This window comes from Achromobacter sp., assembly GCF_050285585.1.
Classification (GTDB): Bacteria; Pseudomonadota; Gammaproteobacteria; order Burkholderiales; family Burkholderiaceae_B; genus Achromobacter.
Map to the genome: position 1 here is coordinate 39,442 of NZ_JBLZXF010000012.1, position 18,466 is coordinate 57,907.

The 18,466-nt window shown below is 65.1% G+C and carries 18 protein-coding genes; 12 read left to right on the top strand and 6 right to left on the bottom strand.

Annotation, left to right across the window (positions count from 1 at the left end; all coding sequences use genetic code 11):
* Window positions 1-21: 21 nt before the first annotated feature.
* From ACN6PJ_RS17600 to ACN6PJ_RS17640, 9 genes are all read left to right on the top strand, one after another.
* On the top strand, window positions 22-996 hold the full coding sequence (locus ACN6PJ_RS17600; RefSeq protein WP_427997135.1) for an ABC transporter permease: 975 nt from the start codon (window positions 22-24) through the stop codon (window positions 994-996).
* Window positions 993-1,913, top strand: coding sequence for an ABC transporter permease (locus tag ACN6PJ_RS17605; RefSeq protein WP_427997136.1), 921 nt, complete (start codon window positions 993-995; stop codon window positions 1,911-1,913). Before ACN6PJ_RS17600 ends, ACN6PJ_RS17605 begins: the two co-directional genes overlap by 4 nt.
* Before the next feature lie 11 nt (window positions 1,914-1,924).
* Window positions 1,925-2,935 carry an ABC transporter ATP-binding protein gene (locus ACN6PJ_RS17610; protein WP_427997137.1) on the top strand — a complete coding sequence of 337 codons (1,011 nt, stop codon included), beginning with the start codon at window positions 1,925-1,927 and terminating at the stop codon, window positions 2,933-2,935.
* Window positions 2,932-3,951, top strand: coding sequence for an ABC transporter ATP-binding protein (locus ACN6PJ_RS17615; RefSeq protein ID WP_427997138.1), 1,020 nt, complete (start codon window positions 2,932-2,934; stop codon window positions 3,949-3,951). Before ACN6PJ_RS17610 ends, ACN6PJ_RS17615 begins: the two co-directional genes overlap by 4 nt.
* Window positions 3,952-3,995: 44 nt before the next feature.
* Window positions 3,996-5,195: a M20 aminoacylase family protein gene (locus ACN6PJ_RS17620; RefSeq protein WP_427997139.1), complete on the top strand. Its 1,200-nt coding sequence runs from the start codon at window positions 3,996-3,998 to the stop codon at window positions 5,193-5,195.
* A 316-nt stretch (window positions 5,196-5,511) separates the two neighbouring features.
* Window positions 5,512-6,435: a TauD/TfdA dioxygenase family protein gene (locus ACN6PJ_RS17625; RefSeq protein ID WP_427997140.1), complete on the top strand. Its 924-nt coding sequence runs from the start codon at window positions 5,512-5,514 to the stop codon at window positions 6,433-6,435.
* 46 nt (window positions 6,436-6,481) lie between these two features.
* A complete protein-coding gene (locus ACN6PJ_RS17630) occupies window positions 6,482-7,525 on the top strand; it encodes an ABC transporter substrate-binding protein (RefSeq protein WP_427997141.1) in 1,044 nt (347 codons plus the stop codon).
* Between the two features lies 1 nt (window position 7,526).
* Window positions 7,527-8,357 carry an ABC transporter ATP-binding protein gene (locus tag ACN6PJ_RS17635; RefSeq protein WP_427997142.1) on the top strand — a complete coding sequence of 277 codons (831 nt, stop codon included), beginning with the start codon at window positions 7,527-7,529 and terminating at the stop codon, window positions 8,355-8,357.
* Between the two features lie 8 nt (window positions 8,358-8,365).
* A complete protein-coding gene (locus ACN6PJ_RS17640) occupies window positions 8,366-9,244 on the top strand; it encodes an ABC transporter permease (RefSeq protein ID WP_427997143.1) in 879 nt (292 codons plus the stop codon).
* Here the strand turns inward: ACN6PJ_RS17640 and ACN6PJ_RS17645 are convergent.
* Window positions 9,219-10,049 (bottom strand): SDR family NAD(P)-dependent oxidoreductase, encoded by an 831-nt coding sequence (locus tag ACN6PJ_RS17645; RefSeq protein ID WP_427997144.1) that lies wholly within the window; start codon window positions 10,047-10,049, stop codon window positions 9,219-9,221. The genes ACN6PJ_RS17640 and ACN6PJ_RS17645 overlap by 26 nt on opposite strands.
* Window positions 10,050-10,163: 114 nt before the next feature.
* Between ACN6PJ_RS17645 and ACN6PJ_RS17650 the strand changes: the two genes are divergently transcribed.
* Window positions 10,164-11,108, top strand: a complete 945-nt coding sequence (locus ACN6PJ_RS17650; protein WP_427997145.1) for a GlxA family transcriptional regulator — start codon at window positions 10,164-10,166, stop codon at window positions 11,106-11,108.
* Window positions 11,109-11,172: 64 nt separating this feature from the next.
* On the opposite strand, the gene ACN6PJ_RS17655 is transcribed toward ACN6PJ_RS17650, so the two are convergent.
* The 5 genes from ACN6PJ_RS17655 to rpmH all read right to left on the bottom strand — a co-directional run bounded on the left by ACN6PJ_RS17655 (window position 11,173) and on the right by rpmH (window position 15,450).
* Window positions 11,173-12,618 carry a catalase gene (locus tag ACN6PJ_RS17655; RefSeq protein ID WP_427997146.1) on the bottom strand — a complete coding sequence of 482 codons (1,446 nt, stop codon included), beginning with the start codon at window positions 12,616-12,618 and terminating at the stop codon, window positions 11,173-11,175.
* Window positions 12,619-12,870: 252 nt separating this feature from the next.
* Complete coding sequence (gene yidC / locus ACN6PJ_RS17660; protein ID WP_427997147.1) at window positions 12,871-14,556, bottom strand: membrane protein insertase YidC; 1,686 nt, start codon at window positions 14,554-14,556, stop codon at window positions 12,871-12,873.
* A 48-nt stretch (window positions 14,557-14,604) separates the two neighbouring features.
* Window positions 14,605-14,898 (bottom strand): membrane protein insertion efficiency factor YidD, encoded by a 294-nt coding sequence (gene yidD, locus ACN6PJ_RS17665; RefSeq protein WP_427997148.1) that lies wholly within the window; start codon window positions 14,896-14,898, stop codon window positions 14,605-14,607.
* A complete protein-coding gene (locus ACN6PJ_RS17670; RefSeq protein ID WP_427997149.1) occupies window positions 14,895-15,266 on the bottom strand; it encodes a ribonuclease P protein component in 372 nt (123 codons plus the stop codon). The genes yidD and ACN6PJ_RS17670 overlap by 4 nt, the downstream gene beginning before the upstream one ends.
* A 49-nt stretch (window positions 15,267-15,315) precedes the next feature.
* Window positions 15,316-15,450, bottom strand: a complete 135-nt coding sequence (rpmH, locus tag ACN6PJ_RS17675; RefSeq protein WP_006228069.1) for a 50S ribosomal protein L34 — start codon at window positions 15,448-15,450, stop codon at window positions 15,316-15,318.
* Between the two features lie 405 nt (window positions 15,451-15,855).
* Between rpmH and dnaA the strand changes: the two genes are divergently transcribed.
* On the top strand, window positions 15,856-17,313 hold the full coding sequence (gene dnaA, locus ACN6PJ_RS17680) for a chromosomal replication initiator protein DnaA (protein ID WP_427997150.1): 1,458 nt from the start codon (window positions 15,856-15,858) through the stop codon (window positions 17,311-17,313).
* 2 nt (window positions 17,314-17,315) lie between these two features.
* Window positions 17,316-18,425 (top strand): DNA polymerase III subunit beta, encoded by a 1,110-nt coding sequence (gene dnaN, locus ACN6PJ_RS17685; protein ID WP_427997151.1) that lies wholly within the window; start codon window positions 17,316-17,318, stop codon window positions 18,423-18,425.
* Window positions 18,426-18,466: the final 41 nt, after the last annotated feature.

Sequence of the window (18,466 nt, forward strand, 5' to 3'; positions counted from 1 at the left end):
GCGCGTGGCGGGCGGCATCTCGTGCTTGCAACGATCGTAAGAAGGCTGCTGCAGACCATCGTCGTCATGCTCGTCATGTCGGCGCTGGTCTTTGCCGGCATCTACATGGTGGGCGACCCGGTATCGATGCTGGCGAGCCCGGAGGCCACCGAAGCGCAGCGCGCCGCGGTGCGCGCGTCGCTGGGCCTGGATCTGCCGCTGTGGCGGCAGTACCTGATCTTCATGGGCCAGGCGGTTCGCGGAGATTTCGGCAACAGCTTCCTGACGGGCGAACCCGCGATGCGCCTGATCCTCGAGCGCATGCCGGCCACCGTGGAGCTGGCATGCGTGGCCATGCTGCTGTCCGTGCTGATCGGCGTGCCCCTGGGCATACGCGCCGGCCTCAAGCCCAACGCGCCCGCATCGCGCGCGATCATGACGGGGTCGGTGCTGGGATTCTCGCTGCCCAATTTCTGGGTGGGCCTGATGTTCATCATGGTGTTCGCGGTGATGCTGGGCTGGGTCCCCGCGGGCGGGCGAGGACAGACCGTCAGCATAGGATCCCTGCAGCTGAGCGTGCTGACACTCGATGGCTGGCTGAGCCTGGCCCTGCCGGCGGCGACGATCGCTTTCGCCAAGTGCGCGATGATCATCCGCGTGACGCGCGCGGCCACGCGCGAGGCCCTGCCCATGGACTACATCAAGTTCGCGCGCGCCAAGGGCCTGTCGGAAAGACGCGTGCTGGGCGTGCATCTGCTGAAGAACATCCTGATCCCGGTCGTGACGGTCGCGGGACTGGAATTCGGCCAGGTAATGGCGTTCGCCGTGGTGACCGAGACCGTGTTTTCGTGGCCGGGCATGGGCAAGCTGCTGATCGATTCCATCATCAATCTGGATCGTCCGGTGGTAGTCGCCTATCTGCTGCTGATCGTGTTCTTCCTGGTCATGCTCAACCTCGTGGTGGACATCATCTATACGGTGCTGGATCCCCGCGTCCGCCTGGATAACCGCCGATGAACACACCCGCCTCCGCCGCCGTGCCGCCGCCGCGGGCCAAGGAGCAGACGCCCTGGCGCCGCTTTCTGTCGGACTTCTTTGCCAGCAAGCTGGCGACGCTTGGCCTGGCCATGCTGGTGGTAATCGTGGGCGCGGCGCTGCTGGCGCCGTGGATCGCTCCGCAGAACCCATACGACCTGGCCGTGCTGGACATCATGGATTCCAAGCTCAAGCCAGGCAGTGAAAGCGGCGATGGCGCCATGCATTACTGGCTGGGCACCGACGGCCAGGCGCGAGACCTGTTGTCGGCCATTCTCTACGGCATGCGCACCAGCCTGCTGGTGGCGACCGTGTCGGTGCTCGCGGCCTTCGGCATCGGCGCTACCGTTGGCCTGATCGCGGCCTATTTCGGGGGGCGCATCGACGCCTTGCTGATGCGGATCGTGGATATCCAGCTGTCGTTTCCCGCGATTCTCGTGGCGTTGATGCTGCTGGCCATCCTGGGCAAGGGTGTGGACAAGGTGATCATCGCGCTGATTGTGGTGCAGTGGGCGTATTTCGCGCGGGCGGCGCGCGGCGCGGCTCTGGTCGAGCGAGGCAAGGAATACGTGGAAGCGGCGCGTTGCATGTCCTTGTCCTGGGGACGCGTGCTGTTCCGCCACGTGTTGCCGAACTGCATGCCACCGCTGATCGTGATCGCCACCATCGACCTGGCGCACGCCATCGCGCTGGAAGCGACGCTGTCGTTCCTGGGCGTGGGCGTGCCGGTGACCGAGCCTTCGCTGGGCATGCTCATCTACAACGGTTTCGAGTACCTGCTGTCGGGCCAGTATTGGATTTCCTTCTTTCCCGGCATCGCCCTGGCGCTGGCCATCATCGCCATCAACTTGGTGGGCGACCACCTGCGCGATGTGCTCAACCCGCGCCACGAGAACTGAGGGGTGGCGAGATGCAGACATCGCTTGTGGAGAACCCGTTGGACGCCCGGAAGCCGATACTCGAGGTGCATGGGCTGAAAACGCATTTCTTCACCCGCAATGGCGTGGTGAAGGCCGTTGATGGCGTGGACCTGCAACTTGCCGAAGGCGAGATCCTGGGCCTGGTCGGCGAATCGGGATCGGGCAAGAGCATCACGGGTTTTTCGTTGATGGGCCTGCTGGACGCGCCGGGCCGCATCGTGGACGGGCAGTTGCGGCTGAACGGGGAAGACTTGCGCGGCGCGACGCCTGCGCGCTGGCGGCAGCTGCGGGGCCAGGAGATCGCGATGATCTTCCAGGATCCGATGATGACGCTGAACCCGGTGCTGCGCGTGGACACGCAGATGATCGAAGCGGTGCAGGCCCACGGCAACGCCACGCGCGAACAGGCGCGCCAGCGCGCGTTGCAGACCCTGGCGATGGTGGGCATCCCCTCGCCGGAGGAACGCCTGCGGACTTATCCGCACCAGTTGTCGGGCGGCATGCGCCAGCGCGTGGCGATCGCGATCGCCCTGCTGAATTCTCCGCGCCTGATCATCGCCGACGAACCTACCACTGCGCTGGACGTGACGATACAAGGCCAGATCCTTTTTGAAGTGCAGAAGCTATGCCGCGAAACCGGCACCGGCCTGATCTGGATCACGCACGATCTCGCGGTCGTGGCCGGCCTGGCGGATCGCGTGTCGGTGATGTACGCGGGCCGGGTCGTAGAGACCGGAAGCACCGAGGCGGTCATCAGCCATCCCATGCATCCTTACACGCACGGCCTCATCGCTTCCATCCCTACGCCCGAATCCCGCGGCAGGCCGCTGGTGCCGATTCCCGGCATGACGCCGTCGCTGCTCAATCTGCCGCAAGGCTGTGCATTCCGGGGGCGCTGCCCGCGCGCGACCGATGCTTGTCTGGCCGAGCCGCAGCCCGTGGAGGTACGCCCGGCCCAATGGGTGCGGTGCTGGCACGCAGGAGGCCCGGACATCAAATGAGCACCGCGCAACGCGACACCGCCGCTCCCATTCTTTCCCTGCGCCAGGTCGAACTGCGCTTCGTGCAGCATGTGGATCTTGCCGGCCGGATCGCGAACCTGTTGGGAGCCGGCCTGAAGACGCAGGTCGTGCACGCCGTGGCCGGCGTGGACCTGGATGTGATGCCGGGCGAGGTGATCGGCATCGTGGGCGAATCGGGCTGTGGAAAATCCACCCTGGGCCGCATCGTGTCGGGCATCCTGCCGCCGACTTCGGGAGAGGTGCGCTACCGGGGCAAGCCGGCGCGGGAGCTGGCGGGGGCGGAACGGCGGGCCTATGAACTGGGGGTGCAGATGATCTTCCAGGATCCCTATGCCTCATTGAATCCGCGCATGCGTGTGCGGGAGATCATCGGCGAGGCGCCCGTGGCCCACGGCCTGGCACGGACGCGGGACAAGGCGGAATACGTGGCCGGGCTGATGCGCCAGGTCGGCCTGGATCCGAGTTTTTCACAGCGTTATCCCCATCAATTCTCGGGCGGACAGAGGCAGCGCATCGGAATTGCGCGCGCCCTGGCGCTCAAGCCGTCGGTCATCGTCTGCGACGAAGCCGTCGCCGCGCTGGACGTTTCGATCCAGGCGCAGGTGCTGAATCTGTTCGAACAATTGCGCGCGGAACTGGACCTGACCTATCTTTTCATCAGCCACAATCTCAGCGTGGTCAGCCACATTTCGGATCGCGTGGCTATCATGTACCTGGGACGCGTGGTGGAATTGGCGCCCACCGATACCGTTTTCCGGCATGCCAACCATCCGTACACCCAGGCGCTGCTGAAAGAACTGCCTACCTTGCGGCCGGGGCGCAGAACGTACCAGCCGATCAAGGGCGAACTGCCGTCGCCGTTGGATCCGCCGACGGGCTGCGCGTTCCATCCGCGTTGTCCACATGCCATGCCGCGTTGCAAAGCGGAACGGCCGTTGTTGAGGGAAATCGCGCCGGGGCAGCTCAGCGCCTGCCATTTGAACGACACGGCCTAGGCCGGCAGGCCGCCAATTTTCATCCTTACCGTTTATCCACAGCCATGAAAACCATCGACGAAATCGAACGCGCACACAGCGATTTGACCGCGCTGCGCCGGGATATCCACGCGCATCCCGAACTGGCGTTCCAGGAAACGCGCACTTCCACGCTGGTAGCCGAGCGCTTGCGCGGCTGGGGACTGGAAGTCCACACCGGGCTGGGGAAAACCGGTGTGGTGGGAATTCTGCGCGCGGGCAGCGGCAAGAAAACGATCGGCCTGCGTGCCGACATGGACGCCCTGCCCATGCCGGAACACAATCGTTTTGCACACAAGTCCACCATCAGTGGACGCATGCACGGCTGCGGGCATGACGGGCACACGACCATGTTGCTGGGCGCGGCGCAGTACCTGTCCACGCATCGCCATTTCGATGGCACCGTCGTGTTCATCTTCCAGCCGGCCGAGGAAGGCGGCAATGCCGGCGCGCGCGCCATGATGCAGGATGGCCTGTTCGACCGTTTCCCGTGCGATGCGGTTTTCGGCATCCACAACATGCCCGGGATGCCGGTGAACCAGTTCGGGTTCCGCGCGGGCCCGACCATGGCCTCCAGCAACCGGTGGGACATCGTCATCAAAGGGGTCGGCGGCCACGCGGCGCAGCCGCATGCGTCCGTGGATCCCATCGTCGTGGCGGCCGACATGGTCCATGCGCTGCAGACGGTGATCTCGCGCAGCAAGAATCCGCTGGACCAGGCCGTGCTGTCGATCACGCAGATCCACGCGGGCGACGCGTACAACGTGATTCCGGGCGAAGCCGTGCTGCGCGGCACCGTGCGCACGTATTCGGTGGAGGCGCTGGACAAGATCGAGGCGGACATGCGCCGCATCGCCACGACGTTGCCGCAGGTGTACGGCGGCACGGGCGAACTGGATTTCGTGCGCGCCTATCCGCCGCTGGTGAACTGGGAGAACGAAACGGCCTTTGCCGCCCAGGTCGCGGAGGACGCCTTCGGCGCTGAAAACGTGCTGCGGGACATGCCGCCCTTCATGGGCGCCGAGGACTTTTCCTTCTTCCTGGAGGCCGTCCCGGGCACCTACATGTTCCTGGGCAATGGCGACGGCGGGCATCGCCTGGAAAGCTATCACGGCATGGGGCCATGCCAGCTTCACAATCCGAACTACGACTTCAACGACGCCCTGCTGCCGGTCGGCGCGACGTACTGGGTAAAACTGGTGGAGGCCTTTCTTCCCAGGTCGTGATTCGCGCAAGCGATTGATTTAAAAGGCGCAATCCCGCACGGATCAGCGCCTTTTCTATGGCTGGAGCCGAGTTATGCACCGGCTATCCACTTGCAATCCACTGGCTATCCACCGGGATATCCCCCGGCCTTCCACCGGTTTTCCCGCGCTTGTCCCAGGGCTTGCCCCCAGGGTTATCCACAGGCCGGATCCCTCCCTATATGACGCGCGGGCTTGAACAAACGCCGAATAATTCGTTTGCCGCGAGGTAGCGGGTTTTCATAATGGATCGCTCCAACGCCGGCCTGTGCGCCGGTTCACCCGCAAGGAGCGATCCATGTCCCAGAGCAATGCGCTGCGCCAGTCCGAGGCGCATGCCGCACCGCGGTACGCGACGGCCCCCGCGCCCCAGGATTTCGAGATCCGTCCCCTGGCGGACGCGATGGGCGCCGAGATCGTCGGCATCGATCTGTCGCGCGAACTCGACACGGCCGATTTCGCCCGGGTGCACCAGGCGCATCTGGACCATCACCTGCTGGTGTTCCGCGATCAGCGCATCACGCCGCAGCAACACATCGATTTCAGCCGCCGCTTCGGCCGCCTGATGATCCACGTGCTGCATCAGTTCCATCTGCCCGGGCATCCGGAGATCCTGGTGGTTTCCAACATTGTGGAGAACGGCGCGCCGGTGGGCCTGGGCGATGCCGGCAAGTACTGGCACTCGGACATTTCGTACAAGGAACTGCCCAGCCTGGGATCGCTGCTGCACGCGCAGGAGCTGCCGGCGGAAGGCGGCGATACGCTCTTCGCCAACATGCACCAGGCCTATGACACGCTGCCGGCCGCCCTGCGCGATGCCATCGACGGCAAGCGCGCCGTGCACTCCTATCTGGCCAAGTACGGGCAGTTGCAGAAGGAAGGCGCCTGGCGCCCCAACCTGAGCGCGCAGCAGCTGGCGCAGGTGCAGGAGGTCGTGCATCCGGTGGTGCGCACGCATCCCGAATCCGGACGCCGCGCGCTGTTCGTCAGCGAAGGCTTCACGACGCGCATCGAGGGTTTGCCGGAGGACGAGAGCCGCCAGATCCTGGACGAACTGTTCGCCCACAGCATCCGGCCCGGGCACATCTACCGCCACAAGTGGCAACCCCACGACCTGGTGTTCTGGGACAACCGCTCGCTGATCCATCTGGCCGGGGGCACGCCCGATCATCTGCGCCGCAAGCTGTATCGCACCACCATCGAAGGCGACGCGCCCTTCTGAAAAAACCGGGCGCCGCCCGCGCAACCACTTATCCACAAGGAACGCCATGCGTTTTTCTTCCTCCGTGCGAGACCGCTGCATCCGTATCGCCACCGGCGCCGGCCTTGCGCTGGCGCTCGCCATACTGGCGCTTGCCTCGCCCACGCCGGCGATGGCGGAAGGCCGCATCCGCATCGCGGAACAGTACGGCATCGTGTACCTGTTGCTGAACGTCGCCCGCGACCAGCAACTGATCGAGAAGCATGGCAAGGCCGAAGGCCTGGACATTTCGGTCGAATGGGCCAAGTTGTCCGGCGGGTCGGCCGTGAACGACGCGCTGCTGTCGGGGGCTGTGGATATCGCAGGGGCGGGCGTGGGGCCGCTGCTGACGATCTGGGACCGCACGCGCGGCAAACAGAACGTCAAAGGCGTTGCGTCCCTGGGCAACTTTCCCTACTACCTGGTCAGCAACAATCCGAACGTGAAGACGATCGCCGATTTCACGGACAAGGATCGCATCGCGGTTCCCGCCGTTGGCGTGTCGGTGCAATCGCGCGTGTTGCAACTGGCGTCGGCCAAGCTGTGGGGCGATGCGCAATTCAATAAGCTCGACAGGCTGTCCGTTGCCTTGCCGCACCCGGACGCCGCCGCCGCGATCATCGCCGGCGGCACCGAGATCACGGCGCATTTCGGCAATCCGCCTTTTCAGGAGCAGGAACTGGCCGAGAATTCCAATGCGCGCATCGTGCTCAAGTCGTACGACGTGCTCGGCGGGCCCAGTTCCTCGACGGTGTTGTTCGCCACGGAGAAATTCCGCAAGGAAAATCCCAAGACCTACAAGGCGTTCCAGGCCGCGCTGCAGGAAGCGGCCGCCTTCGCCGCCGCCCATCCGGAGCAGGCGGCGGATACGTACCTGCGCGTCACGGGCGCCAAGCTGGACCGCGGCTTCCTGGTGAAGGTGATCAAGAACCCCGACGTGCAATTCAAGCTGGAACCGCAGAACACTTACGCGCTGGCCGAGTTCATGCACAAAGTGGGCGCGATCAAGCACGCGCCGCAGAGCTGGCGCGACTACTTCTTCGACGACCCCGTCACGGCGCAAGGCAGCTGATATGGGCCTGATCGCCGCCGCGCCTGTGGATAAGCCCGAGACGGCAGCGCCTTTGCTGCTTGTGGATAAGGTGTCGATCGAATACAAGACGCGCGATCGGCGGGTGCGGGCCACGCATCAGGCAAGTTTCGAGGTGCACGAGGGGGAGCGGTCCATCCTGCTGGGGGCGTCCGGTTGCGGCAAGTCCACCTTGCTGAAGGCGATCGCGGGCTTCATCGAACCCACCGAAGGCCGCATCGAAATCGATGGAAGACCCGTGCGCGGCCCGGGCCCCGACCGGATCGTGGTGTTCCAGGAATTCGACCAGTTGCCGCCCTGGAAGACGCTGCGCCAGAACGTGGCGTTTCCGCTCCTGGCTTCGCGCAAGCTGGGCCGGCGCGAGGCGGACGAGCGTGCGATGCACTGGCTGGACAAGGTTGGCCTGGCCGCGTTCGCCGACGCCCATCCGCACACGCTGTCGGGCGGCATGAAGCAGCGCGTGGCCATCGCCCGCGCCCTTGCCATGCAGCCGCGCGTGTTGCTGATGGACGAACCTTTCGCCGCGCTGGACGCGCTGACGCGCAGGCGCATGCAGGAAGAGCTGATGGCGTTGTGGGAAGACGTGCGTTTCACGCTGGTGTTCGTTACGCATTCGATCGAGGAGGCTCTGGTGCTGGGCAGCCGCGTGCTGCTGTTATCGCCGCATCCAGGACGGGTACGGGCCGAATTGAATGCCCACGCTTTCGATCTGCACAGCCAGGGCTCCGCGGCTTTCCAGTCCGCCGCCCGGCGCATTCACGACCTGCTGTTCGAGCCGGCCCCGCAACAGCGGGCCGAACTGGCCGCGGCCTGAGGAAGCCCATGAGCAACACCTACGCCGGGACCGTCCCGGTCCGGCCCGAAGCCGAATACGATCTGCCGCCCCTGCCCGCGCAGGCGGCCGAAGCGCCGCTGCCCTGGCACGAGCGCGTGTGGCAGCATGCCGGCCTGCGCAAGCTATTCATCCTGGCGCTGCTGGCCGGCATCTGGGAACTGGCCGCGCGCCATACCGATAACGACCTGCTCCTGCCCGGCGCCGTGCAAACGGCGCAGGCCTTCGTCCAGGGTATCGGCAGCGGCGAACTGCCGGCGCGCGCATGGCAGTCGCTGCGGGTGCTGGTGCAGGGTTATGCGGCGGGCGTGGCGCTGGCGTTCGTGCTGACCACGCTGGCGGTATCCACGCGTTTCGGCCGCGACCTGCTGTCGACCCTGACCGCCATGTTCAACCCGTTGCCGGCCATTGCGCTGTTGCCGCTGGCGCTGCTGTGGTTCGGCCTGGGCGAGGGCAGCCTGGTGTTCGTGCTGATCCATTCCGTGCTGTGGGCGCTGGCCCTGAACATGTACGCGGGCTTCCTGGGCGTATCCGACACCCTGCGCATGGCGGGGCGCAACTACGGCTTGAACGGCCTGCGCTACGTCCTGCAGATCCTGGTGCCGGCGGCGCTGCCCGCCATCCTGGCCGGGCTGCGGATAGGCTGGGCCTTCGCCTGGCGTACCCTGATCGCGGCGGAGCTGGTGTTCGGCGCTTCCAGCGGCAAGGGCGGCCTGGGCTGGTACATCTTCCAGAACCGCAACGAGTTGTACACAGACCGCGTGTTCGCGGGGCTGGCCGCCGTGGTGATCATCGGCCTGCTTGTGGAAAACCTCGGGTTCGACACGCTGGAGCGCCTGACCGTCAGGCGCTGGGGCATGCAGCGCTGACGCCGTGCCCGGCCGCATAACGAGGCGCGACGGTGTTGCTGGACAGATGGCCCGCCATAGCCTGGCGCGCCGCGTCGTAGGCATCCCATTTTTCGCCGGCGTGCAGTGAGGGGATGGTGACCTTCTCGCCGCGGGCGAAGCCCAGCAGCGCGGCATCGACCATATCCTCGGCGCGCATCACGATGCCCGGGTCCAGGTGTTCGACAGGCAGCCCCCCGGTGGCCCAGAAATCAGTGGCGGTGGCGCCGGGCAGCACCGCCTGCACGCGGACCGCCGTGTCCGCCAGTTCATGCTGCAGCGACTGGCTGAACGCCAGCACGAAGGCCTTGCTGCCGCCATAGACGCCATTCAGCGTTTCCGGAGAAACGGCGACGATGGACGCGATGTTGATGATCGCGCCCCGGCCGCGCGCCACGAAACCGGGCACCGCCGCGTAGGCCAGCCGCATCGGCGCGGTGACGTTCAGCTCGACCATGCGCGTCATCTGCTCTACGTCGCTTTGCAGCAGCGGCGTGTGCGTGCCGATGCCGGCGTTGTTTACCAGCAAGGTGATGCTGGCGTCCTGGTGCAACGGTTTTTCGACCTGCGCGAGCGCGGCTCGGTCGTTCAGGTCGGCGGGCAGTACTTCGACGGCGCGGCCGGTGCGGGTGCTGAGGTCGCTGGCCAGCGCGTTCAGCCGCTCGCGGTTGCGGGCGACCAGGATCAGGTCGTAGCCCTGCCGTGCGAGGCGGTCCGCATACAGCGCCCCGATGCCGCTGGATGCGCCGGTAATGAGGGCGGTGCCGAGGTGAGAGGGGGGTGCCATGGTGAAGCTCCTTGGTGGGTGGATGTCCATGGAAGGCATGATGCGATTCGCCGGGAATGTCGTAAATGACGTATATAGTCATGAATCAGGACATCACGGCAAAGGACGAATTCCATGCACCGCATCGGCTACCTGCTACCCGAGGGCTTCCAGGTCATGGGCCTGGGGACCCAGGCCGTCTTCGAATTCGCCAACCTGGTGGCGGGCCAGCCCTGCTATGCCGTGGAGAACTACGCCCTGAACGGCGCGGCGCGCGCATCATCGGGCCTGGCAATCCAGGCCCGCGCGCTCACGGCGCGCAGCGAGGCCGACACTTGGCTGGTCGCGGGCGTCATTTCGCCGCTTCTGGCGCCCATGGCGCCCGAATTCCCCCGGCTGGTTGGAAAGATCGCAGCGCGTGCGCGGCGCATGGCCGGCCTGTGCACGGGCGCCTTCGTGCTGGCCGATGCGGGCTTGCTCGATGGGCGGCGCGCCACCACGCACTGGCATTGGGCCGAGGCCTTGCAGCGGCGCCATCCCGGCATACAGGTCGAGGCCGACCGCATTTACATTGCCGATGGGCCGGTATGGACTTCCGCCGGCATGACGGCGGAGCTGGATCTGGCGCTGGCGCTCGTGGAAAAGGACCTGGGCGCCGAGGTGGCGCGTTCGGTCGCACACCAGCTGGTCATGCACCAGCGCCGTTCTGGCGGGCAGTCGCAGCACTCCGAGATGCTCAGGCTCGCGCCCAAGTCCGATCGTATCCAGCAGGCGTTGGAGTACGCTCGGCGCAATCTCGCGCAACCCCTGAGCGTGGAGGAACTGGCCGGCGTCGCACGTTTGAGCCCGCGCCAGTTCAGCCGCGTATTCACGGCCGAAACGGGTCAGTCGCCGGCCAAGGCCATAGAGGGGCTGCGGCTCGAGGCGGCGCGGCTGATGATCCAAAGCAGCCGGCATCCGCTGGAGGTGGTGGCCCGGGAAACGGGGTTTCGCGACCGGCGCCATCTGCGCGAAGCCTTTCTGCGCGGCTTCGGCGTGCCTCCCCGGGCGGCGCGGCGCGAGTCGCGGATCGCGTCTTGACCGGCCGTGAAACAAAAAAAGGGGCGGCTCGAACGGGCCGCCCCTTCTTGCGGACGCGGGGAGGTTACAGCTTGAGTCCCAGCGCCTTGGCCACGCCCGCCGCGTAGGCAGGATCCGCCCTGCGGAAGTGTTCCAGCTGGCGGCGCTGGATGTCTTCGGGCACGCCCGCCATGTGGCGGCCGATGTTGCCGAACAGCAGTTCCTGCTGGGCCGGCGTCATCAGGCGGAACAAGGCGCCCGGCTGCGAGTAGTAGTCCTCGTCCACGCGGTGGTTCCAGCGATCGGCGGCCTGGCCGTCCAGCGACAGCGGCGGCTCGGCTGCGGACGGGGTTTCCTTCCATTCGCCAAAGCTATTGGGTTCGTAATTAAGGGTCCCGCCCGCATTGCCGTCGACGCGTCCGGCGCCGTCGCGATGGAAGCTGTGGACGGGGCAGCGCGGCGCGTTCACCGGGATCTGGTGGTGGTTGATGCCCAGGCGGTAGCGGTGCGTGTCGCCATAGGAGAACAGGCGGCCTTGCAGCATCTTGTCCGGCGAGAAGCCGATGCCGGGAACGACGTTGGCCGGCGTAAAGGCGGCCTGCTCCACTTCCGCGAAGTAGTTCTCGGGGTTCTTGTTCAGCTCCAGCACGCCGACTTCGATCAGCGGGTAGTCGCCGTGCGGCCAGACCTTGGTCAGGTCGAAGGGGTTGATGTGATACGTCGCGGCTTCGGCCTCGGGCATGATCTGCACCTTCAGCGTCCACTTCGGGAAATTGCCCTGTTCGATGTTGTTGAACAGGTCGCGCTGCGAGCTTTCGCGATCGTGCGCGACGACTTGGGCGGCTTCCTCGTCGGTCAGACAGGCGATGCCCTGCTGAGACTTGAAGTGGAACTTCACGTAGAAGCGCTCGCCATCCTTGTTGATGAAGCTGAACGTGTGCGAGCCGAAGCCATGCTGCTGGCGCAGGTTGGCGGGGATGCCGCGGTCGCTCATCAGGGTGGTGATCTGATGCAGCGATTCGGGGTTGAGCGACCAGAAGTCCCAGGCGGCGGTGGCGCTGCGCAGGTTGGTCTTGGGGTCGCGTTTCTGCGTGTGGATGAAATCCGGGAATTTCAACGGATCGCGGATGAAGAAGACGGGCGTGTTGTTGCCCACCAGGTCCCAGTTGCCCTCGTCGGTATAGAACTTGATGGCGAAGCCGCGCACGTCGCGCTCGGCATCCGCCGCGCCGCGTTCGCCGGCCACGGTGGAGAAGCGCAGGAACAGCGGGGTCTGCTTGCCGACCTGGGAAAAAATGCTGGCGCGGGTGTAGCGCGTGATGTCGTGGGTGACCGTGAAGGTGCCATAGGCGCCCGAGCCCTTGGCGTGCACGACGCGTTCGGGGATGCGTTCGCGATCGAAGTGGGCGAGCTTCTCGATCAGCCAGAAGTCCTGCAATAGCGCCGGGCCGCGCGGGCCCGCCGTCAGTGTGTTGTTGTTGTCTGCCACGGGCGCGCCTGAGGCGGTGGTCAGATGTTTCTTGTCGTTCATAGCACACTCCCTATGTCGTTCCTGGATTGCGGGGCCTACCCGGACCCGCGCCCTGTCCACGATCGCCCGGCACTGCCTGCGGGGCACATCGCCAACACATCATAGGTGGCTTGCTTTACATTGTGAAATTGATTGATCTATAAAAGTTGATTAAGAATAACTATCGAATAAATCGGCCTCCGCCCCGTCTGCCGATTCGGGCACGCATAAAAAAAACCGGCCCATGGGGCCGGTTTTCTGGCTGAGGCGGAATCAGCGGTTCGCCGCGGCTTCCGTTTTGCGCTGCATGGCGCGGGTGATGGACCACTGCTGCGCGATCGACAGGGTGTTGTTCACGCACCAGTACAGGACCAGGCCGGCCGGGAAGAAGAACATCATCCCGCCGAACACCAGCGGCATGATCATCATGACCTTGGCCTGGACGGGGTCCGGGGGCGTCGGGTTCAGTTTGATCTGCAGGAACATGGTGGCCATCATGATGGCGGGCAGAATGAAGAACGGGTCGCGGATCGACAGGTCGTGCACCCACAGGATCCACGGCGCGCCGCGCATTTCCACGCTGGCCAGCAGCACCCAGTACAGCGAGATGAACACCGGGATCTGCACCAGCATCGGCAAGCAGCCGCCCAGCGGGTTGATCTTCTCGGTGCGGTACATCTCCATCATGGCCGCATTGAGCTTCTGCTTGTCGTCGCCGTACTTTTCCTTCAGGGCCTGCAGGCGCGGCGCCACTTGCTTCATGCGGGCCATGGAGCGGTAGCTGGCGGCGGCCAGGGGGTAGAACAGAGCCTTGATCAGCACGGTCAGCGCGACGATGGTCCAGCCCCAGTTGCCCAGGATCGAATGCAGCCAGGTCATCAGCTTGAACAGCGGCTTGGCGATGATGGTCAGCCAGCCGTAGTCGACGACCAGTTCCAGGCCGGGGGCGAGCGCCGCCATGGCCTTCTGGTCTTGCGGACCGACCCACAGGTGCGAGTCCACGCGGGCGGCGGCGCCCGGGGCGACCTCGCCGACGGCCTCGATGCTGCGGGCGGCGTACAGATTCTTCTGCACTTCCAGCAGTTCGTTGTTGCGCGGCTTGCCCTGCGGGGGCACCCAGGCGGTGGCGAAGTAATGCTGGACCACGGCGATCCAGCCGTTGTCCGCCTGCTTGATGTAGTTGGCCTTCTTCTTTTCGATGTCGCTGAAGGTGATCTTCTGGAACTTGTCCTGTTCCGAGTAGACCGCGAAACCGGTGAAGGTGTGATAGAAGCTGGACGTGTCGGCCGGGTCGTTGCCGTCGCGCTCGAGCTGCAGGTACAACGCCGGCGTCACGGGGGCGGCGCCCACGTTGGCCAGGTCATGGCGCACGTCGATGTCGTAGCGGCCGCGATGCAGCGTGAACGTCTTGGTGACCTTCATGCCGCCCGATTCGCTTTCAAACGCGACGGCCAGGCTGTCGCCGGTCATCTGGCGTTCGGAGGAAACAAAACGGAACGGCGTCTGGTGCGTGGGGAAGCTCTGGCCGTTGGGCGCGCCGACCACGCCGGTCTGCACCACGTAGTTCAGGCCGGCGGAGCGGTCCAGCAGCACGGTGGGCTTATCCGGCTGGCCGGTGGCCGGGTACTTCAGGAGCTCGGCGCGCACCAGCTGGGCGCCCATCGTGTCGAACGTCAGGCGCAGCACGTCGGTCGTGATGACGATTTCTTCCGAGCGAGCGGCAGCGGGCGCCGTGGCGCCGGGCACCGCGGACGACGGGGCGGCCGCCGCGGGAGCGGGAGAGCTGGGCACCGAGGGCGTCGCGTTGTTGTTCGCGGCAGCCTGCGGTTCGCTCGTGCTGGCCGTGGGCGTGGGGGCCCCGAACAGCGACGGCTTGCCGTTATGGATTTGCCAGTTGTTCCATAGGAGCAACAGCGAGAAGGAAAAAATCATCCAGAGGACGGTTCGTCGGATATCCATGGTGCCTACTGAAGTGAATACGGGCCAGCAAAGCCCGCCAGTTTAGCGTCAATCATGCTCGATGCGGTGGCTGTGGGAACAGCGGCGGGTGCCATTGGTTCCCTTGGCCGGCGGAACCGGATCCAACCCGCCAGGCGACCACGGGTGACAGCGGCCGATGCGCCGGACGGCGAGCCAGAAGCCGCGCCAGGCGCCGTGGCGTTCGATCGCTTCGATCGCGTACGCCGAGCAGGTGGGGGTAAAGCGGCATTGCCGGCCGATCCAGGGACTCAGGAAGAACCTGTAGAACCGGATCGGGGCAATGAGTAAAGCAGCTCCGAGCTTGCGGGTCCGCCCGTTCATCGCGCGATGCGCCCAAAGTGAGCGTCCACTTCGGCTCTGACGCCGCGTTTGAGCGCGGTGAGCGTGGCGGGCGCGACCTTGCTGTGCAGGCGCACGACATAATCCTTTGCCGGCAGATCCAGCCGCCGATGGCGGAACGCCTCGCGGATGACCCGTTTGATGGCGTTGCGCGTGCTGGCGCGGGCGGCGAACCGTTTGGCGATCACCAGGCCCAGGCGTGCGCAGGCATCCTGGCCAGGGGGCAGATCATTGGAAGCGGCGCTCACAATGAAGAACGCCCCTCGGGCAAGACGCCGGCCTTTGAGGGCGGCGGCGAACTCGGAGGGGCGATGCAGCCGCGCCTCCGGGGGAAGCGTGGCGCGCGGCATGGACTGCGGATCGGGCGTCAGGTTTCCGGATAATCCGGAATACCCGGACTTAGACGGCCAGACGCTTGCGGCCCTTGGCGCGGCGGGCGCTCAGGATGGCGCGGCCAGCGCGGGTTTTCATGCGCACGCGAAAGCCATGGGTGCGCTTGCGGCGGGTAACGGAAGGTTGGTAGGTACGTTTCATGGACGATCCACAAAAAGAACAAAAGTCAGAAGGGACCTGCCCGGAGGGTTCCTGGTCGCGCATTCAGGAAGCGGGTATCTAGCGGGCATTTTTGCAACATAGGCAAAAAACAACTCGTAGACGGGGCTCTGACCGGGAAAAACCCGGGCGACCTATAGAAGCTAGAACCGGGCGTTTGCCATATGGCGGGGCCATATCGATACGGGTGAAACACCCTTACCAGGCGAGCGCGGTCAAGCTCTCTGCGAAACCTTCTGACAGACAGAATTCGGAAAAGCCCACCATTTCAGCAAGTTTTCCCTGTCTTGTCAAACAGTTAAGCCGGGGCCATGCGGACACTTATGCCCTACCCTGTGGATAACCCCAGCCCAGGCAAGGTAGAATCGAGGTTTGAATAAGAGCGACATGAAAGAATTCTGGCAGACCTGCGTCAGTCGTCTTGAGCAGGAACTCCCCCCCCAACAAATCAGCGCGTGGATACGACCGCTGGTCCCGCTTGCGTATGACGAGACGCAGGCGGTGCTGCGCGTTGCCGCGCCCAACCGCTTCAAGCTGGACTGGGTGCGCAAGAACTTTTCCCACCAGATCGAAGCGTTGGCCGCGGAGTGGTTCGAGCGTCCGGTGCAGGTGCTGTTCGAGTTGCCTTCCCATGGCACCGCGCCGCGCATGCCGGTAGCGCCCGTGCGAGCCGTGCAGCCCGTGCCCACGCATCCGTCCGCCGCGTCCCCGTCAGGCGGCGCGCCGCCCATGGGCGCGCCGGCCGCCGTCCCTGCTCCCGCGCCCGCCACGACGGCCGCGGCGCAGGCGGTGACCGCGGATGCGGCCAATATCGTGTACGAGCGCTCGCGCCTGAACACCGACCTGACCTTCGAGAACTTCGTTACCGGTAAGGCGAACCAGCTGGCGCGCGCCGCCGCGCTGCAGGTGGCCGAGAATCCGGGCACCTCGTACAACCCGCTGTTCCTGTACGGCGGCGTGGGCCTGGGCAAGACCCACCTGATCCACGCCATCGGCAATGCGATGGTCGCCGCGGGAACCGGGGTGCGCGTGCGCTACGTGCACGCCGACCAGTACGTGTCCGACGTGGTCAAGGCCTACCAGCGCAAGGCGTTCGACGATTTCAAGCGCTACTACCATTCGCTGGACCTGCTGCTGATCGACGATATCCAGTTCTTCTCCGGCAAGAACCGCACGCAGGAAGAGTTCTTCTACGCGTTCGAGGCGATGGTCGCGCAGCGCAAGCAGATCATCATCACCAGCGATACGTACCCGAAGGAACTGTCCGGCATCGACAGCCGCCTGATCTCGCGCTTCGATTCCGGCCTGACGGTGGCCATCGAGCCGCCGGAGCTGGAGATGCGCGTTGCGATCCTGCTGCGCAAGGCGGAGTCCGAGGGCGTGCCCATGCCCGAGGAAGTGGCGTTCTTCATCGCCAAGCATCTGCGCAGCAACGTCCGCGAACTGGAAGGCGCGCTGCGCAAGGTGCTGGCCTACGCGCGCTTCCACGGCCGCGACGTCCTGACGGTGGATGTCTGCAAGGAAGCCCTGAAGGACCTCCTGTCCGTGTCCAACGGGCAGATCACCGTGGAAAACATCCAGAAGACGGTGGCGGATTTCTACAAGATCAAAGTGGCCGACATGTACTCGAAACGCCGGCCCGCCAATATCGCCTTGCCGCGCCAGGTCGCGATGTACCTGGCGAAGGAGCTGACCCAGAAAAGCCTGCCGGAAATCGGCGATCTGTTCGGTGGCCGTGATCACACCACCGTACTGCATGCCGTACGCAAGATTTCCGACGCCCGCGCCAAGCAAGCGGAGCTCAACCATACCCTGCACGTGTTGGAACAAACTCTAAAAGGATGAACATGCAACTCGTACAAACCACACGCGATGCATTGCTGAAACCGCTGTCGACTGTGGCGGGCATCGTCGAAAGACGCCATACCCTGCCCATCCTCGCGAACATCCTGATGCGCAAGGAAGGCAACAAGGTGGCCTTCATTGCGACCGACCTGGAAGTACAGATCACCACCCATGCCGACTTCGGCGTGGGCCAGGACAACGAATCCACCACGGTCGCGGCGCGCAAGCTGCTGGACATTCTGAAGGCGCTGCCCGATACGGGCGAGGTCAAGCTGGCGCTGGCAAGCAACAAGCTTTCCGTGCAGTCGGCCAAGAGCCGCTTCGCGCTGCAGACGCTGGCCGCGAGCGAGTTCCCCACCGTGGCCCAGCCCGAGCAGTGGGACGTTTCCCTGACGCTGCCGCAGCGCACGCTGCGCCACCTGTTCAACATGGTGCATTTCGCCATGGCGCAGCAGGACATCCGCTACTACCTGAACGGCATGCTGCTGGTGTTCGAGCCGGGCCGCGTGCGTGCCGTGGCCACCGACGGCCACCGCCTGGCGCACTGCGCCACCGAGGCCGACGGCATCAAGGAACGCCACGAAGTCATCGTTCCGCGCAAGACCGTGCTGGAAATGCAGCGCCTGCTGGAAGACTCCGACGAGCCCGTCTCCATCGACGTGGCGCCGGGCCAGATCCGCTTCCGCTTCGGCGACGTGGAACTGGTGTCCAAGCTGGTCGAAGGCAAGTTCCCCGATTTCACGCGCGTGATCCCGACGAACTACACGCGCCATTTCCTGGTCGGCCGCGAAGCGCTCCAGGGCAGCCTGCAGCGCGCCGCCATCCTGACCACCGACAAGTTCAAGGGCGTGCGCCTGCAACTGGCGCAGAACCAGATGAAGATCTCGTCCTCCAACGCCGAGCAGGAAGAGGCGCAGGAAGAAATCGACATCGACTACGGCCACGAACCGCTGGACGTGGGCTTTAACGTCGGCTACCTGCTCGACGTGCTGGCCAACGTCAAGGTGGACAACATCCAGTGGTCGGTCATGCCCGATGCCAACGCGTCGGCGCTCATCACCCTGCCCGAAGACGACCAGTTCAAGTACGTCGTCATGCCCATGCGGATTTGATCCGCGCGCCTATCGTGGGTTTGTGCCGCTTGCGGGCCTGA

Coding starts and splice junctions, on each gene's coding strand:
- ACN6PJ_RS17670 (WP_427997149.1), bottom strand. CDS start 15,266: ATGCCGCGCGCCACGCTTCCCCCGGAGGCGCGGCTGCATCGCCCCTCC.
- ACN6PJ_RS17615 (WP_427997138.1), top strand. CDS start 2,932: ATGAGCACCGCGCAACGCGACACCGCCGCTCCCATTCTTTCCCTGCGC.
- dnaN (WP_427997151.1), top strand. CDS start 17,316: ATGCAACTCGTACAAACCACACGCGATGCATTGCTGAAACCGCTGTCG.
- ACN6PJ_RS17630 (WP_427997141.1), top strand. CDS start 6,482: ATGCGTTTTTCTTCCTCCGTGCGAGACCGCTGCATCCGTATCGCCACC.
- ACN6PJ_RS17610 (WP_427997137.1), top strand. CDS start 1,925: ATGCAGACATCGCTTGTGGAGAACCCGTTGGACGCCCGGAAGCCGATA.
- ACN6PJ_RS17605 (WP_427997136.1), top strand. CDS start 993: ATGAACACACCCGCCTCCGCCGCCGTGCCGCCGCCGCGGGCCAAGGAG.
- ACN6PJ_RS17645 (WP_427997144.1), bottom strand. CDS start 10,049: ATGGCACCCCCCTCTCACCTCGGCACCGCCCTCATTACCGGCGCATCC.
- yidD (WP_427997148.1), bottom strand. CDS start 14,898: ATGAACGGGCGGACCCGCAAGCTCGGAGCTGCTTTACTCATTGCCCCG.
- rpmH (WP_006228069.1), bottom strand. CDS start 15,450: ATGAAACGTACCTACCAACCTTCCGTTACCCGCCGCAAGCGCACCCAT.
- ACN6PJ_RS17640 (WP_427997143.1), top strand. CDS start 8,366: ATGAGCAACACCTACGCCGGGACCGTCCCGGTCCGGCCCGAAGCCGAA.
- ACN6PJ_RS17620 (WP_427997139.1), top strand. CDS start 3,996: ATGAAAACCATCGACGAAATCGAACGCGCACACAGCGATTTGACCGCG.
- ACN6PJ_RS17625 (WP_427997140.1), top strand. CDS start 5,512: ATGTCCCAGAGCAATGCGCTGCGCCAGTCCGAGGCGCATGCCGCACCG.
- yidC (WP_427997147.1), bottom strand. CDS start 14,556: ATGGATATCCGACGAACCGTCCTCTGGATGATTTTTTCCTTCTCGCTG.
- ACN6PJ_RS17635 (WP_427997142.1), top strand. CDS start 7,527: ATGGGCCTGATCGCCGCCGCGCCTGTGGATAAGCCCGAGACGGCAGCG.
- ACN6PJ_RS17655 (WP_427997146.1), bottom strand. CDS start 12,618: ATGAACGACAAGAAACATCTGACCACCGCCTCAGGCGCGCCCGTGGCA.
- dnaA (WP_427997150.1), top strand. CDS start 15,856: ATGAAAGAATTCTGGCAGACCTGCGTCAGTCGTCTTGAGCAGGAACTC.
- ACN6PJ_RS17650 (WP_427997145.1), top strand. CDS start 10,164: ATGCACCGCATCGGCTACCTGCTACCCGAGGGCTTCCAGGTCATGGGC.